The sequence below is a fragment of the Polynucleobacter sp. VK25 genome, from assembly GCF_018687355.1.
GTDB lineage: Bacteria > Pseudomonadota > Gammaproteobacteria > Burkholderiales > Burkholderiaceae > Polynucleobacter.
Genome location: NZ_CP061288.1, coordinates 1,349,669 through 1,366,006, shown reverse-complemented (window position 1 = coordinate 1,366,006; position 16,338 = coordinate 1,349,669). Strand labels below are relative to the sequence as shown.

Annotated in this window: 13 protein-coding genes, 1 other RNA gene, 1 pseudogene and 1 riboswitch; of the genes and pseudogenes, 8 read left to right on the top strand and 7 right to left on the bottom strand. The window is 46.0% G+C overall.

The window, feature by feature from the left end; all coding sequences use genetic code 11:
- Positions 1–29 precede the first annotated feature (29 nt).
- Both lptG and lptF read right to left on the bottom strand, forming a co-directional pair.
- Complete coding sequence (gene lptG, locus AOC21_RS06845) at positions 30–1,184, bottom strand: LPS export ABC transporter permease LptG (protein WP_215391264.1); 1,155 nt, start codon at positions 1,182–1,184, stop codon at positions 30–32.
- Complete coding sequence (gene lptF / locus AOC21_RS06840; RefSeq protein WP_215391263.1) at positions 1,181–2,296, bottom strand: LPS export ABC transporter permease LptF; 1,116 nt, start codon at positions 2,294–2,296, stop codon at positions 1,181–1,183. The genes lptG and lptF overlap by 4 nt, the downstream gene beginning before the upstream one ends.
- A gap of 175 nt (positions 2,297–2,471) precedes the next feature.
- Between lptF and AOC21_RS06835 the strand changes: the two genes are divergently transcribed.
- The 6 genes from AOC21_RS06835 (at position 2,472) to AOC21_RS06810 (ending at position 9,563) form a co-directional block, all read left to right on the top strand.
- Positions 2,472–4,076, top strand: coding sequence for a leucyl aminopeptidase (locus AOC21_RS06835; RefSeq protein ID WP_371817815.1), 1,605 nt, complete (start codon positions 2,472–2,474; stop codon positions 4,074–4,076).
- A gap of 20 nt (positions 4,077–4,096) precedes the next feature.
- On the top strand, positions 4,097–4,561 hold the full coding sequence (locus tag AOC21_RS06830) for a DNA polymerase III subunit chi (RefSeq protein ID WP_215391261.1): 465 nt from the start codon (positions 4,097–4,099) through the stop codon (positions 4,559–4,561).
- Between the two features lie 5 nt (positions 4,562–4,566).
- The gene (lgt, locus tag AOC21_RS06825; protein WP_215391260.1) at positions 4,567–5,355 is read left to right on the top strand and encodes a prolipoprotein diacylglyceryl transferase; all 789 of its coding nucleotides are present in this window, start codon (positions 4,567–4,569) and stop codon (positions 5,353–5,355) included.
- Between the two features lie 195 nt (positions 5,356–5,550).
- Positions 5,551–6,855 (top strand): malonyl-CoA decarboxylase, encoded by a 1,305-nt coding sequence (locus AOC21_RS06820; protein WP_215391259.1) that lies wholly within the window; start codon positions 5,551–5,553, stop codon positions 6,853–6,855.
- A 187-nt stretch (positions 6,856–7,042) separates the two neighbouring features.
- Positions 7,043–7,999, top strand: coding sequence for a tripartite tricarboxylate transporter substrate binding protein (locus tag AOC21_RS06815; RefSeq protein ID WP_251371614.1), 957 nt, complete (start codon positions 7,043–7,045; stop codon positions 7,997–7,999).
- Between the two features lie 40 nt (positions 8,000–8,039).
- Positions 8,040–9,563 carry a malonyl-CoA synthase gene (locus AOC21_RS06810; RefSeq protein WP_215391257.1) on the top strand — a complete coding sequence of 508 codons (1,524 nt, stop codon included), beginning with the start codon at positions 8,040–8,042 and terminating at the stop codon, positions 9,561–9,563.
- Here AOC21_RS06810 and AOC21_RS06805 read toward each other — a convergent pair whose 3' ends face one another.
- From AOC21_RS06805 to AOC21_RS06785, 5 genes and pseudogenes are all read right to left on the bottom strand, one after another.
- Complete coding sequence (locus AOC21_RS06805; protein WP_215391256.1) at positions 9,564–10,382, bottom strand: sulfite exporter TauE/SafE family protein; 819 nt, start codon at positions 10,380–10,382, stop codon at positions 9,564–9,566. It lies immediately after the preceding gene.
- Positions 10,383–10,601: non-coding RNA, 6S RNA (gene ssrS, locus AOC21_RS06800), on the bottom strand. It lies immediately after the preceding gene.
- Between the two features lie 102 nt (positions 10,602–10,703).
- Positions 10,704–10,916 (bottom strand): annotated as a pseudogene (locus AOC21_RS10195) (cell division protein ZapA); the annotation flags it as partial.
- Positions 10,897–11,184 (bottom strand): hypothetical protein, encoded by a 288-nt coding sequence (locus tag AOC21_RS06790; RefSeq protein WP_215391255.1) that lies wholly within the window; start codon positions 11,182–11,184, stop codon positions 10,897–10,899. The gene AOC21_RS06790 and the pseudogene AOC21_RS10195, both read right to left, overlap by 20 nt.
- A 41-nt stretch (positions 11,185–11,225) precedes the next feature.
- A complete protein-coding gene (locus AOC21_RS06785) occupies positions 11,226–13,340 on the bottom strand; it encodes a TonB-dependent receptor (RefSeq protein WP_215391254.1) in 2,115 nt (704 codons plus the stop codon).
- Between the two features lie 143 nt (positions 13,341–13,483).
- Positions 13,484–13,700: riboswitch (cobalamin riboswitch) on the bottom strand.
- Positions 13,701–13,782: 82 nt separating this feature from the next.
- Here AOC21_RS06785 and AOC21_RS06780 point away from each other — a divergent pair.
- Positions 13,783–14,400, top strand: coding sequence for a Crp/Fnr family transcriptional regulator (locus AOC21_RS06780; protein WP_215391253.1), 618 nt, complete (start codon positions 13,783–13,785; stop codon positions 14,398–14,400).
- 204 nt (positions 14,401–14,604) lie between these two features.
- Complete coding sequence (oxc, locus tag AOC21_RS06775; RefSeq protein WP_215391252.1) at positions 14,605–16,314, top strand: oxalyl-CoA decarboxylase; 1,710 nt, start codon at positions 14,605–14,607, stop codon at positions 16,312–16,314.
- Positions 16,315–16,338: the final 24 nt, after the last annotated feature.

Sequence of the window (16,338 nt, the reverse complement as noted above, 5' to 3'; positions counted from 1 at the left end):
GGAATCAAATTCTAAATGATTTTTGGGTATTAAGCCTTGGAAACCCAACGCAGTCCAAGGATCGCCAATAGGAAGTACAGCAGTGGCGGGGTGAGGGCTGTGAGGAGTGCTGGCCAAGAACCCAGGAGCCCCACATTCGAGAACAGAGAGTTAAAGAGCTGGAAGCTCATCCCCAGCATGATGCCGCCGAATACCTTAATGCCAACACTACCGGCTCGAACCTTCAAATAGGCGAAAGGTAGGGCTAGTGTGAGCATCACAAAAATAGTGAATGGGTAAACCACTTTTTTCCAGAAAGCGATTGAGTGGCGCTGAGCATCCTGTTTGTTATCACGTAGATGTGAAATAAAGCGACCTAAACTCACGATCGACATTTTTTCAGGACTAATTAACAGTACGCTCAAAATTTGTGGGGTGACCTCAGACTCCAAGGACACAATAGGATGCGTAAAAGTTTGCGCAGAAAAAACAGGATTCAATGGATCGGACTGCTTGGTTTCTTTAAAGCGAGTTTCTGTCACATCATTTAAAACCCAGACACCTGTTTCATCAAAGTGCCCAGAGGCTGCGCTCCGAATCGAGAGGAGGTGGTATGTGTCGTCAAACTCATACATACGGATATTGCGAATTTCATTATCTTTGTCGACCTTGCCAACGTTGACATAGCGTACGCCGGGGCGAACTGGACCACTGCCATCTTCATCACGCAAACGATCTTTTACCCAAACACCCGTTCTAAACTGAGAAGAGTAGGCAGAACCCATGGCTTTCATGCGGATCTGATCGGACTTGGCCTCGGTGTAAGGGCCAACCCATTCGCTCATGATGAGGGTTAGTGCAATCAAAGGCAAAGAGATTTTGGTTAGGGTAATTAGGCCGCGCTTAACGTCCAGTCCGGCGATACGCAAAATCGTGAATTCAGACTGGCTAGCTAGCATGGCAAATACATAGATGCTGCCAATTAAGCCTGCAATTGGAATAATCTCGGAGATGCGGCTAGGTGCTTTTAAAAGAACGTGCAGTAGCGCCAAGGGAAGTGTGTAGGCACCTTGGACAGAGCCAAGTTCACTCAAGATATCAAAGAATAAGAAGAGTGCAACTAAAGCAAATAAGATAAAACCAAAAGCAGCATAGATCTGCTTGGCTAGATAGCGCTCATAAATGAAAGGAAAGAGTAATTTCATTTCTTAACCATTGAAGCGGGTAATTGACGAAGCCACCACTTCAGCGAAGGATTAATACGATTGCGAATTAAGGCTGTAGCAATCAAGAGAGCAAGCAAATGAATCGGCCAGATGGCAACAAACACGCTGACCTTGCCTTGTGATACAAAATTCTGCGTGAGATTTAGTAAGTTGCTGTAAATCAAATAAATCAAGACCGCATAGAACATCGCTGTGTAATTACCTAGGCGCGGATTTACGTAAGCAAGGGGAATGGCAATCAGTACCAGACCAAGCGCCATCAGCGGTAGACCAATACGCCACAGCAATTCTGCGCGATTGGGATTGGTGAATGCCGGATTAGGCTCGTTTATAAGCTCGGTGATTGTCTTCTCGCGATCGCGTGGCGCTGGCGCTAAGGTCTCTTTACTGCGGATCTTGGTGCTGTATTCATCGAATTCGAGAATCCTAAAATCGGGCTGAGTAGGTTGCCCCTCATAGCGTCTGCCGTTATGCAGCACGATCGATTTCTCGCCACCTGCAGAGTTTTGGATATAGCCACTTGATGAAACGGCAATGCTTAAGCGACCATTCTTGGAGTCGGCAACAAAGATATTTTTAACTTCACTTTTATCAACATCGAGCTCTTCAATAAAAAAGACGCGTTCTGCTTTTGCGGATTCTTTAAATTGTCCAGAGCTCACCATCGATACGTCATCGCGTTGTTGAAAGCGCTGACTAATTAAAGTGGACTCACGATTTGCCCATGGCCAAACAAAAAGGGCAAGCAAGGCAATCACAATAATGAGAGGCGTAGCAAATTGCAGAATAGGGCGAATGAGATTTGTCACGCTTAAGCCGCTAGCAAACCAAACGATCATCTCTGAATCTTTGTACCAGCGAACTAAAACTATCAGCGTTGCAACAAATAAAGAGACCGTTAAAAGAACGGCGAGATATCCCAAGGTAGCCAGGGCAATTAATACGAGCGCATCTTCTGGATTGACTGCGCCATTAGCGGCAAAGCCCAAAATCCGGATCACCAAGGTAGTCACCATAATGGTGACTAAGACCAAAAAGACCCCGCCAGTTGTAAAACTGAGTTCACGGCGAAGGGCCTGTTTAAAAATCATGAGAAATAGGGGTCTGGATTTACGAGGTTAGTTGATAGTGGATGGAGGCTATAAATGGCTTATATTGCTAGTGATAAGGGAAGTTCATCTCATGTCGGAGGATAATGGATAAACGTCCCAAATTAGCAATTACCTCCCTTTTGAATCGACCAAAACACCGTAATAGATTATGACAATTCAATTTAGCACCAAGATTTTCCCTCAAGCCGACCTGCAGAGTCCAAAACTCCAGAAATCTAGCCTCAAAACCTTGCTTAGTCAGGCCACTGACTGTTTGGTGCTGGCCTATTCAAAGGCAGATATAGATAGCTTTACCGGTGCAAAAGGTGCAAAAGCAAAAGTGGGGTTCTTGCCAGAGCTGGATCTGATGCTTGGAGGCTCAGTTACTCATGCCGATACGGTTGGAGATTTAGACGCTAATCAAGCGGCTGTTTGCATGTTGCGAGCTGAAAAATCTTGGTCTACCAATGGCGTCAAAGCAAAAAGAATATTGCTGGTGAGTTTGGGTGATGTTCACCTCGCCAGTGAGCGTAGTTTGACAACCTATTCCAAAGTAGCTCGTGCAGCATTAAAAGCACTCAGTGGTGGGTCAGTTGAAAGCGCCCTTTGGTTCACGCCAAGTTTTGCGCTAGCTCACAAGGCTGACTTCATAGCAGAAGAAGTGCGTTTAACGGTTCAATATGCTGGCGATCAAGCTTACCGCTTTGGTGTGCGTCAGCCGGCTATGAAATTTAAAGCCAAAGATAAAGCAGACGCTTTTAAGAATTTAGTTTTCGCTGGCAATGATGCTTGCGCCAAAGAATTGAAAGCAGCCGTAGAGCAGGGCGTATCTATGGTTGAAGGTATGAATTTAGCAAAAGACCTGGGTAATTTGCCACCAAACATCTGCACCCCAACCTATTTAGGTAAGGCCGCTCAGGGCTTAAGCAAAAAGACTAGCCTCAAGGTTGAGGTACTCGGTCTGAAGCAGATCGAGGCTTTGGGTATGGGTTCATTCTTATCCGTTGCCAAGGGAGCTGTGACGCCACCGCAATTTATTGTGATGAAGCATCAGGGCGGCAAAGCAGGGGAGGCTCCAATTGTCTTGGTTGGTAAGGGCATTACTTTTGACACTGGCGGCATCTCATTGAAACCAGGCGAAGCTATGGATGAAATGAAGTACGACATGTGTGGTGCTGCATCCGTCATCGGCACAATGTATTCGGTTGCTTTGATGAAGCTAAAGAAGAATGTGATTGGTGTTATACCAACCTGTGAAAATATGCCATCAGGTCAAGCGACTCGTCCCGGCGATATTGTCAAGAGTATGTCTGGACAAACAATTGAGGTTCTCAATACGGATGCAGAAGGTCGATTAATTCTGTGCGATGCGCTTACTTACGTAGAACGCTTTAAGCCAGCAGCAGTGATCGATATCGCCACCTTGACTGGCGCCTGTGTGATTGCTTTAGGTCACGTGCATAGCGGTCTGTTTTCTGAGGATGAGAACTTGGTAAGCGAACTCACTAAAGCAGGCCACGCTTCTTTAGATACTGTCTGGCGTTTGCCTTTGGATGCCGCCTATCATGAGCAGCTCAAATCCAACTTTGCAGATGTCGCCAATATCGGTGGACGCCCAGCAGGTAGTGTTACTGCGGCCTGCTTCCTGTCACGCTTTACTGAGAAATATAAATGGGCTCACTTAGATATCGCTGGAACTGCCTGGAAGAGTGGGGCTGCGAAAGGCTCTACCGGTCGTCCAGTACCGCTTTTGGTGAACTTCTTGCTTGAGCGCAAGTAAAACCCTCGGATAAATACTGAATGGCACGAATTGATTTTCACAGCAATGTAAGTGACAAGCTGGAATACGCTTGCCGTCTCACGCGCAAGATTTGGAGTGCTACACCTGAGGGTGAGTCAGTGCGCAATATCGTGATGGTTGGAGAGAAGGCGGATCTGCAAAAGTTAAATGAACTACTTTGGTCGTTTAGCAACACCGATTTCTTGCCGCATTGCTTTATCGATAATGAAGCAGCAGCAGAAACACCAATCGTATTGACGGATGATTTTGCCTCCTCATCCCTCAGCAACATTCCTCATGCTGATGTGATGATTCATTTAGGGATGCGTATGCCTGCGGATGTACCAGCTTTAGTCGCGCGCTTCCCACGCATTGTCGAGGTTGTTACAGTCAATGAGGCTGAGCGTTTGGCAGGGCGCGAGCGCTATAAAGCCTATCGAGATTTAGGTCATGAGTTGCATAACTTTGACCAATCCAAAAGCTAATACCCATGTTGATTCATCCTCAGTTTGATCCTGCAGCAATTCGCATAGGATCTTTTGCTATACATTGGTACGGCTTGATGTATCTCATGGCCTTTGCTCAATTCTTGCTTTTGGGTCGTTTGCGCATTCGCGCTCCTCGCTACCAAGCTCTGGGTTGGACTTATAAAGATCTTGAAGATCTCCTATTTGCTGGCGTTCTTGGTGTGGTGTTGGGTGGTCGCTTGGGCTATACCTTGTTTTATATGCCAGGCTTCTATCTAACTCACCCTTTAAGTATTTTTAAGATTTGGGAAGGTGGCATGTCTTTCCATGGCGGCTTGCTAGGTGTTCTGCTTGCACTTTATTGGTTTGCAAAAAAACGTAAGACTACTTTTTTTGTAGTGAGTGATTTAGTCGCGCCGTTAGTTCCGTTTGGCTTGGCTTTTGGTCGATTGGGGAACTTTATTAATGGAGAGTTGTGGGGCAGGCCTACTGACTTGCCTTGGGCGATGATTTTTCCATTCGTGGATTCCGTCCCGCGCCATCCATCGCAGATTTACCAATTCCTAGGTGAGGGCGTGCTGCTCGGTATTGCACTTTGGATTTATGCAGGCAAGCCAAGACGTGTTGGTCAGGTATCTGGATTCTTCTTATTGGGATATGGCGTTTGTCGCTTCTTGGCTGAATATGCCCGGGAGCCAGATTCATTCTTGGGTCTTCTGGGCTTGGGCTTATCTATGGGCCAATGGTTATGCGTGCCAATGATGGTGTTTGGCCTCTACCTGATGACGGCATTTAAATCCAAGAGCAATTAAGCCCCGTCAGCATTCCTAAAGTAGATCTCTGTATTAAGTGGGAAATAAACTGGCCCATCCATGAAGGGCTGTATCCTGCGAGTATTGGGTGATGACACATATATGTTGCGCTGCAATAATATTGAGTCCGCCCTTAAAATCAGACCTTCAATCAAATTCACCTTGTTATTTTGACTCTATTTTTGAAAAGATTACATGCTCGAAAAGTTAGCAAAAGCTCGCAACCTATCAAAAGCAAATAACGCTGTTAAGCGTTTGATTTCTGAGCGCGGCGAATCGAATGCCGTCAGCATGGCAGATGACGTGGTGAACAACTATCGCAAGTTGACGAAAGATCAGCACACTGCATTCTTTACATACTTATTTGAGAAATTAAATCCTCAGGTAGATGCGGTGCTAAAAGCCGCACAAAATTTTGCAGCCGAAGCTACTGCACGCAACTATATAAATTTACAAAAGGTTTCTGAATCACCTAGGCAAGAATTATTCCGCCGCTTGAACCGCGCTGGTCATGGTACTGCGGCGGTAGTACAAATGCGTCGCGATCTCTTGCAGCTGTTAGACAAAAAGCCAGAGCTTGCTGCAGTTGATTTTGATATGCGTCATCTGCTTTCATCTTGGTTTAATCCAGGATTTTTAAAGATGCATCGCGTTGACTGGAAATCACCTGCTGAAGTTTTAGAAAAGTTGATTCAACATGAGGCGGTTCATGCCATTGATGGTTGGGATGATTTACGTCGACGTCTCCAGCCTGATCGCCGTTGCTTTGCGTTTTTTCACCCACAACTGCCCAGTGAGCCTTTAATTTTCGTTGAGGTAGCCTTATTGCCGGAGATTCCGACAGTCATCACCCCTTTAGTGGATAAAAAGGCTGAGACGGTTGATCAACCATCGCAATACAAAGTCGCAGTTTTCTACTCTATTAGTAACTGTGAGTCAGGTTTGCGCGGCGTATCCATGGGCAACTTTTTAATCAAGCGCGTTGCTGAACAATTACACGCCGAATTCCCTAGTCTAAAAACTTTTGTTACCTTGTCTCCTATCCCTGGATTTATGGATTGGGTTTCTGCTGGAGCTAATTTGGGTGAGGATATTCCGGCGGAGAAATTAAAGCCAAATCTAAGGACTGCACGAGATCAAGCTTTGGCGGCCCTCAAGTTAGACAGTCAATCCTGGACTGAAAGGTTGAGCGCTGGATGGCATCCTGATTTGGCGACACCTAAAGAGCAAGAGGCTTTACTGTGCTTGGCATCAATTTATCTGGGCTTGGGTTCTACAGGCCGTAATGGCAATCCAGTAGCTAAGTTCCATTTGGGTAATGGTGCAAAACTGCATTTGGTGAACTGGGCTGGAGATTTATCTCGCAAGGGCTTGCGTCAATCCGCTGGTTTAATGGTGAATTATCTTTATGACTTGGGTAATGTAGAGGAAAACCATGAGAAATTTGCCAACGGGGAAATTGTGTATTCAAGGGCGGTAGGGAAGTTAATGGCACCCTAGTCAAGAATTATGAGGGAGATACCCTAAGGCAGAATCTCAGGAGATTCACTTTAGGGTCTAATGTAGGGCTGGACGTTAAGGTCCAGGTAGTAATGTGATGGATAAGCGGTATTAATAATGAATTTAAAGCCATGAATAGTGGCTAGTGGAGGAGACAAAGATGTTTAACCAATTAAACCTATCTGCAATGATCAAGAAAATAGCTTTTCTGATTTTTGCTGCACCTTTGGTGGTGATGGCGCAAGAGTGGCCAAATAAACCCATCACCTTTGTTGTGCCTTTTCCGGCCGGTGGCGGCACAGATGCTTTCGCTAGACCTCTAGCTGCCCAACTGACTAAGCAACTGGGCAAGCAAATCATTGTTGATAATCGTGGCGGTGCTGGCGGTACTTTAGGCGCCTCTATTGCAGCCAAGGCAGCGCCAGACGGATATACCTTCTTTATGGGCGCTGCGCATCATGCAATCGCTCCAGCGATGTATCCAAACTTGGATTACGACATCGAGAAAAGCTTTGTACCCGTTGCGATGGTTGCAAATCCACCTCAAGTAATTGTGGTTAACCCAAAGAATGTTCAAGTTAAAGACTTAAAAGAATTTATTGCGCTCTTGAAGAAAAACCCAGGCAAGTTTAATTACGCCAGTGCTGGTAATGGCTCTTCACACCATTTAGCTGGTGAACAGTTCAAGATGCTGACAAAAACCTTCATCACCCACATTCCATACCGTGGCGCTGGTCCTGCAATGCAGGATCTCATTGCAGGGCAGGTCGATGTGGAGTTTGATGGTCTGGGTTCTTCGGCCGCTCAAATCAAGAATGGCTCAATTGTGGCCTTGGCAGTTGCTTCCCAGAAGCGTGCCCCAGGATTCCCAAATGTACCTACTGCTGCTGAAGCAGGTTTAGTTGGTTATGAAGTTTCTACTTGGTATGGCTTGTTTGCTCCTAAAGGAACGCCACAACCCATCGTCGATAAGATGATTGCGGAAGTGCAGAAGGCGATCAACACTCCCGAGTTAAAAACTATTTGGACAAACAATGGCTCTGATACTCCAAATTTGACAGGCGATGCATTTGGAAAATTTGTCAGTGCTGATATCAAGCGTTGGGCTGCAGTAGCTAAAGCTTCTGGCGCCAAACTAGATTAAGAATTTTTATTAAACATTACCCCTGGGGTTTGAGGTTCGAATGAATTTATATTCACTATTGGAAAAAGGTTTTCCAAAAGATAAAAAAGCTTGTGCTATCGAGACGCATGATGGTCTTTACTACTCCTGGGATGACCTAGAAGGAGCAACTGCAAAGCTGGCAAATTTATTGGCGGGTTTGAAGTTGCCAAAGGGTGCGAGGGTTGCTGTGCAGGTTGAAAAATCACCTGAAGCACTTTTTCTGTATCTAGCCACTATTCGTGCAGGCTATGTATATTTGCCGCTCAATACAGCCTACCAATCTGCAGAGATCCAGTACTTCTTGGAAAATGCAGAGCCAGCACTCGTGGTATGCAGCAGCAAGAACCTTTCATGGGTTTCGAAGGTGGCCTCTAAGGCTGGCACTAAGCATGTCCTTACCTTGGATGAGAATCGTACGGGTACTTTATTAGAGCGTGCTGCAAACCTGAGTGATAAATTCAAGACTGTTCCAGCAAAAGATGATGATCTTGCCGCGATTTTGTATACCTCTGGCACTACTGGTCGCAGCAAAGGTGCAATGCTGACTCATAAAAACTTGGGCAGCAATGCTCAGGTATTGCAAAAGTTCTGGGGTTGGAAAAAAGGCGATGTATTGCTACACGCTTTGCCTATCTTCCACGTTCATGGTTTATTTGTAGCAGCGCATGGCGCATTGATTAATGGTAGCAAGATGATTTGGTTGCCGCGTTTAGATACTGCGCAACTCATTAAGCATATGCCGCAATCGACAGTGATGATGGGTGTGCCAACATTCTATGTGCGTCTATTGGCTGATAAAGGTTTCAATAAGAAAGTGGCGCGCAATATGCGCTTGTTCATTTCTGGTTCAGCACCTTTACTTACAGAAACATTTAATAGTTTTAAAGAAGTGATTGGACAGCCTATTCTTGAGCGTTATGGCATGAGTGAGACAGTAATGTTGGTTTCCAATCCTTATAAAGGCAAACGTGTTGGCGGTTCTGTTGGTTTGCCATTGCCTGGTGTTCAGGTGCGTGTTGTGAATGAAGACAACAAGCCTTGCAAGGTTGATGAAATTGGCGGTATTCAGGTAAAGGGCCCAAATATATTTAAGGGTTACTGGCGCATGCCTGAGAAGACTGCCGAAGAATTCACCAAAGACGGTTGGTTCAAGACAGGTGACGTTGGTCGTTGGGGTGGTGATGCCAATGGCGGTAAAGCGCCTAAGGAATACTTGTGTATCGTTGGCCGTAGCAAGGATTTAATTATTTCTGGCGGCTATAACGTTTATCCAAAAGAAATCGAGAGCTTTATCGATGACATGCCTGGTGTAGATGAGAGTGCTGTGATCGGTATTCCGCACCCTGATTTTGGTGAGGCTGTAATGGCTGTGGTGGTGCCTAAGGCAGGAGCCAAGTTAAATGCAGAAGCCATGATCGCTACTTTGAAGACGCAAATTGCGAACTTTAAGATTCCAAAGCGTCTTGAGATTGTTGCTGATTTACCTCGTAATGCTATGGGTAAGGTGCAAAAGAATATTTTGCGTCAGCAGTACACGGCTTAATTAAAAACCGAATGCCTTGCGGCTTTCATTAAACATGAAGGCTGCAAGGAAAAAAAGCAGGATGCCAAATACCCGTTTGAGTTGAGCAATGTCGAGTTTTCTGGCCATCTTGGCGCCTAAGGGTGCGGTAAAGATGCTCACCACCACAATGCATGCCACGGCTGGTAAATAAACAAACCCCAAAGAACCCGCTGGTAGGTTAGGGTTGCCCCAACTTCCATACATATAGCCTATTGTTGCTGCAGCGGCAATCGGAAAGCCTAGTCCAGATGAAGTAGCCATTGCCGTATGGGGTTTAACATTGCACCAGAGCATAAATGGAACGGTGATAAAAGCACCACCAGCCCCTACTAAGCTTGCAAGCGCCCCTGCAAATGTCCCAAAAGAAAATAATCCCACTGCGCTTGGCAATTCTCTGCCTGCCTTAGGCTTCTTATTGAGCAGCATCTGAATTGAGGTGTAGACCACAAAAAGCGCAAAGAAGAACGACAGCCAGGAAGTTTTGAGTGCTTCAAATAATTCACTGCCGCCAACAAGTCCGCCAAAAACCATTCCTGGACTTAAGGATGCAACTAGTTTCCAATCAATCGAGCCGTGTTTGTGATGCGCCCAAATTGCAGAGGTTGTAGTAAATAAAATAGTGGCCATTCCTGTGGCGATCGCCATGTGGACAATAACTTCCTGGCTAAAGCCAAGATGGTTAAATACCAGAATCATGAAGGGAACCAAAATCATCCCGCCGCCGATTCCCAATAGGCCGGCTAAGTATCCTGAGATACCGCCACACAACATCAGCATCAAGATATCGCTTAGTAACATGAATTCCCCGCCTTAGCCGCTAGGCCGTCATCCTGAACCCTAAGGTTCAAGGTGGAACGGCTACTCTGCTTCGGGTGCATTAAGAGGTTCAGGGAGTAACCAAGTCTAAGTTGGCACTGTGAACTTGCAAAACGCTCACGCCCACAAGGTAAAGATCGTTCCGGATGCTTGCGCATCGGTTCAAGGAACTATTGGCCTTGGCGAACCAGGCAGGGAAAGGGTTTGCATCAAAGCATCTACTTGATCCTCTAGCGCACGAATTTCACCTTTAAGGCGAGTGACTTCATCGGAGCTCATATTAGAAGGACTGCTTTGCTGCGCTTGATTTTTTTGTAAGGTGATGAGATCACCAGCAATCTTCAGGGCTGCCATCATGCTGGCACGTTCAATGCTGCGGTTACCGCCACTGATAGCAAGTTGAATTTGTTCATCTACTAAGACGCATGCTGCGCGGAGTAATGGTTCATGCTCAGCACTAGTTGCTAGGGTGATCTTCTGGCCAGCGAGACTGACTTCAATGCGTTGTTGGCTCATTATCATCCTCTGAAGTGTTTGGTGGAACCGCTTCGCCAAGTAGATTTAATTGGCGACCATCATTTTGATCTGGCAGGCGACTCAAAATACGTTGTACACGTTTATGGGCATCGTCGATCTTACCCTCAAGCTGTGCGCGATTCTGATTTAGGTTGCCCACTGCATCTTGAATTAAAGCAATTTTTTCAGATAAACGCTTGACGGAGGCACTAAGGGTGCCTAGGTCTGTGACCTCTAAATTTGACGAAGTGGAGAATGGCTCGCTCATACGGACATTGTATCCTTGAGACGAGCCATCGTTCCAGGCGGCTAAAACGTATATTTGGTGGTGATGAAGTAGGACCTTTTATCGCTAGGGTAGTAGTAATAGCTTTTAGCACCTACGCCATCAGCTGTACTGATCGTGCCGTAGCCGCCATAAGTGGCGTAGGATGCGTTCCCAACGTTTTTAATGGTGAATTTAGCGTCAAAACCACCTAATTTATAGGCAAGATATACGTCGCCGACGGTGTAGGAGGGCATCACCGCTAAGGCGTTGTAGTAGTTTGGGCTTGCATCGTAATGTTGATTGCTAACGTAATTGACAACGCCACCAAATGACCAATTCATATCAATCAAATAGCTGGCACGAGCATTTAAGAGAAGATTTGGTGTTAACGGTATTTCATTGCCTAAAAATGGACCATCGTTATAAGCAGATTTTTGATACTTGCCTCCACCCGCAATACTCAGCTTATTGGTAATGCTGGCTGATGAATCTAGCACGACACCCTTACGATTGATGTTGTATGGAGAGTTGTAGTTGTAGCCGGTAGACGGGTTATAAGTGATCTCGTTTTGCGATACGGAAGTAAAGATCGAGCCATTAATCCGAATGCTATTGAGCATCCAATTGCCGCCAAGCTCGTAAGTTTGGGCAGTTTGTGGTCTTAAGATGCCATTGAAAACACGATTGCCTTCAGCATTAAATCCCCAGAATTCATCAATATTTGGGAAGCGGTAGGACTGATTCCATTTGACATAGATCTTTTGGTTCTTCGCATAATTCATATTAAATGCGACATCACCTGCATTTGCTGAATAGGTTTGGCTATTGTTGACTGTGCCGTTAGGCGAAAAGATATTGGAGTCAGTCGTGTTTGCTTGTTGGTTTTGATGTCTTGCCCCGCCATCTAAGCTAAGTCCACCAGCAATGGGTAGTTTCAAAATTCCATAAATGGATTGATTCACAATGGATGCGTTTTGAATGTCATGGTTTAAACCATTGGGATTCGCAATATAGAAATTGGTATTGAGGAAGTCTTGTTGTGTGGCGCCGTATGTGTCAGTTGATCCTTGCGCCGCTTTATTAAACTCATAACCAATGATGCTACTACCTAAAGATCCAAGTCCGGCCTTCACTCTGGGTGATAGATTGAGCTGCCAACCGGACAGCTTGCTGCTACTAGGCACCTGCCAAGAGTTACCAACGTCATAGGCTGTTTGGGTATCCCAGTAGGGGTTTGCGAAGAAGGCAGTTTTAGTTGTGTAAAAGCCATCTAGCTCAGCAATGGAAGTGTCATTTAAGCCCTTGGTCCCACCAAAGCGCACACCTGAATTATTGGTAGTGGTGTTAGAGCCAATATTATTAAATTTGGCAGACTGCGGATCGCCTTGACCTACTTGACCAACTACGCCACCAGGATTTTGTGCATTTGTATATGCATAAAAAAGATCTACATAAATTCGATCAATTGCTCCAAATTTTTGTGTCACCTTTGCATCAAAAGAATAAGCATTGGCGGCGGAGTTCTGGCGCCATCCCTGGGTATTGGCGCTATTAGCGCTCAGTTGATAAGTGGTGTCTTGGTAGCTGTCACGCAAAATCGCGTTGTTGATCAGCGTGCCATAGCTACCGAAGTTAACGCTTGCTTGATTGAGTTTAGTGGTATTGCCGTTAGTGATAATGTTGATCACGCCGCCCACAGCCCCATTGCCGTATTGAACGCTGGCGCCGCCTTGCAGTACCTCTATGCGCTCGATCGAGTCCATTGGAATGGATTCCCAATTGACTCCACTAGAGTCAATTGGATTAAGTCTTTGCCCATCAATCAAGATCAGTGTCGTACTGTTTGCGGTAGCGCCATAACCGCCCATGTCCACGGTTGCATCAAGATTGAGTTGTCCTGGACTCGTGCTGCGAACATTTAAGCCGCCGATTTGCGACAGAACATCGGGAATATTGGTTGATGTTGAATTGGCAATCTCATCACGTGTAATCACTTTGACGTTTGCTGGAACCTCATTAAGGTTTTCCTCAAATCGCGAGCCAGTCACAACGACTGTTGATTGAGAATTTTGTGCAAATACAAAAGATGGATTGTTGATGACGAATAACGCGCCACAAAGTAGGGCGACTTTTGACTTTCTGAACTGCTGCTTCATGATTCACTTCCTGTTATCGATTGCCTAGCTAACTTCCCCGTTAGCTGGGTCGAACAGAATTTCCCGTGCAGGAGTTCAGGCGTCAATGTGGCATCAGATCGCGGGACCGGACGCATTCATCGGCGCGCGAAGGTCCCCGTCCGCAAAATTCCACCTGTCTTGGCCGGTATCCGGGCTAGTAAATATCAAAATCTGGCCTTCCCATGCGATTGACGCGCACAGTGGCTTTGTCAGATTCCTGACGCCCTCGTTAAATCAAAAAGGGCGCATTTACCTACCGTTGCGGGGGCAGCACACGTTTAGTGTTTCCCGTTTAACTTTATTGCACTGCAATAAAGCACCACGACACCGCCATTCTAGCGGAATTGCAGTGCCTAAAGTGGGGGTTAAGGGCTTTTGAGGGCAAAAAAGCCTACAATAGACGGTCTAGGAGCAAGGATTCATGACCGCATTAGATAAGCACCCCGAAAAAAACCTGATTCGTCTGCAGCTAAGTCAAAACTCGGTCTTAAAAAGCTTGGATCCAGCAGCAATGGCAGATTTAGAGCGCCACTTGGAGATCTCCGACCTCAAAAAATCTGAAATATTGCTCCATCAGGGCGACCATCAGATGGAACAATATTTTGTTTTGGATGGAATCCTCAAGCGCATCGTTTCTAGTGCAGATGCAAAAGAGATGATTCTGCGTTTCGCCATCGAAAAAGATATCGAAACTAGCTATGCCGCTTGGCGCTTGAAAACGGCAGCTCCCTACAGCATTGCCTGTGTCACCAAGGCCCGTGTAGCCCGGATGCCTATGAAGAAGTGGGCGGAGTTCCTTGAACAGCACAAGCCCCTAAAAGAGAGCTTTGAATTCGAGGTAATGCGCCTGATGAGTGAAATCATGGCACATACCATTACCTTGCATATGCTCGATGCCCCAGGTCGGGTAGAGCGTTTCTTGCGTAAATATGAGGATTTGTTCGAGCTTCTCCCAAAGAAAGAGCTGGCTGCCTACCTAAATCTTTCTCCTGAGACTCTAAGTCGCCTCAAAACAAAGCATAAAGAGCTCTTTGTCTAAGGGTCAAAACCGCCCGTAATTACGGGATTTAGGGGGAAATTGACCGAAGTCAATGATCAACCCCCTCCCCAAGCCTAATATTCAGATCAGCCTAAGCGGGATGCAAAACCCGTTATGCGATTTATAACTACATTGGAGACGTTAGCGAAAGCTAAATTGCATTAGCTCTACAAGAGCAGATCCGCAATTTTTATACAAATTTCTATGACAACAGATAATCAAAACACACAATTAACCGATGGCTTTCATCTCGTCATTGACGCTTTGAAAGCAAACGATCTCGATACGATTTTCGGTCTCGTTGGTATTCCAATTACTGACTTATGTCGTTTGGCGCAAGCAGAAGGTTTGCGTTTTATCGGCTTCCGTCACGAACAACACGCAGGTAATGCTGCTGCTATTGCTGGTTACATGACGCAAAAGCCAGGTATCTGCATGACAGTTTCTGCTCCAGGCTTCTTGAACGGCTTAACAGCATTAGCAAACGCTACTGTGAACTGCTTCCCAATGATCTTGATCTCTGGTTCAAGTGAGCGTGAAATCGTTGACTTGCAGCAGGGTGACTACGAAGAGATGGATCAGCTCAATGCTGCTAAGCCATATTGCAAAGCAGCTTATCGCATTAATCACATTGAAGATATCGGTATCGGTTTTGCTCGTGCAATCCGTGCTGCAGTTTCTGGTCGTCCAGGCGGCGTGTATTTAGATTTGCCAGCTCAGTTGCTTGCGCAAACTATGCCAGCTGACGAAGCCAAGAAATCCATCTTCAAGGTAATCGATCCAGTTCCACGTCAAATCCCAGCGGCTGATGCAGTTGCTCGTGCATTAGATGTGTTGAAAGGCGCTAAGCGTCCATTGATTCTCTTGGGCAAGGGCGCTGCTTATGCTCAAGCTGATAAAGAGATTCGTGATTTGGTGGAAAAATCAGGTATCCCTTACTTGCCTATGTCTATGGCTAAAGGTTTGTTGCCAGACAATCACCCACAATCTGCTTCTGCAGCGCGTTCATTTGTATTGGCTGAAGCTGATGCAGTGTTGTTGGTTGGTGCACGTTTGAACTGGTTGCTAGCCCACGGTAAAGGTAAGACATGGGGCAAAGAGCCTAAGAAATTTATCCAAATCGATATTCAAGCAAACGAAGTTGATAGCAACGTACAAATCGCTGCGCCATTGATTGGTGATATCGGTTCATGCGTAGGTGAGCTCTTGAAGGGCATTTCTGCTGTTCCTAAGCCAAGCGCTGAGTGGATTGCAGCAATCACTGAGAAGAAAGATAAGAACTTAGCTAAGATGGCTGAGACATTGGCTAAAGAAGCAAACCCAATGAACTTCCATGGCGCGTTGCGTGTGATTCGTGATGTGATCAAGAAGAACCCAGATGTGAACTTGGTTAACGAAGGCGCAAACACACTCGACTATTGCCGTGCAATCGTTGATATGTATAAGCCACGTAAGCGTTTTGACTCTGGTACATGGGGCATTATGGGTATCGGTATGGGTTACTCCATTGGTGCGGCTGTTATTAGCGGTCTGCCAACAGTTGCAGTTGAGGGCGATAGCGCGTTCGGTTTCAGCGGTATGGAATTGGAAACAGTTTGCCGTTACAACTTGCCGATCACGACTGTTGTATTCAACAACAACGGCGTATACCGCGGTACTGATGTAAATCCAACTGGTGGCGCTGATGTTGCACCGACTGTGTTCGTGAAAGATGCTCGTTACGACAAGATGATTGAGGCGTTTGGTGGTGTTGGTTACTACGTAACTACTCCAGCAGAATTGGAAGCGGCTTTAACAGAAGCGATTGCTGCCGGTAAGCCAGCCCTCATCAATGCTGTTATTGATGAAACTGCAGGTACTGAGAGTGGACGTTTAACAAACTTAAACCCATCCACAGCAGCTGGTAAGAAGTAAACCAAGACTAATTTAGAAGCAAAC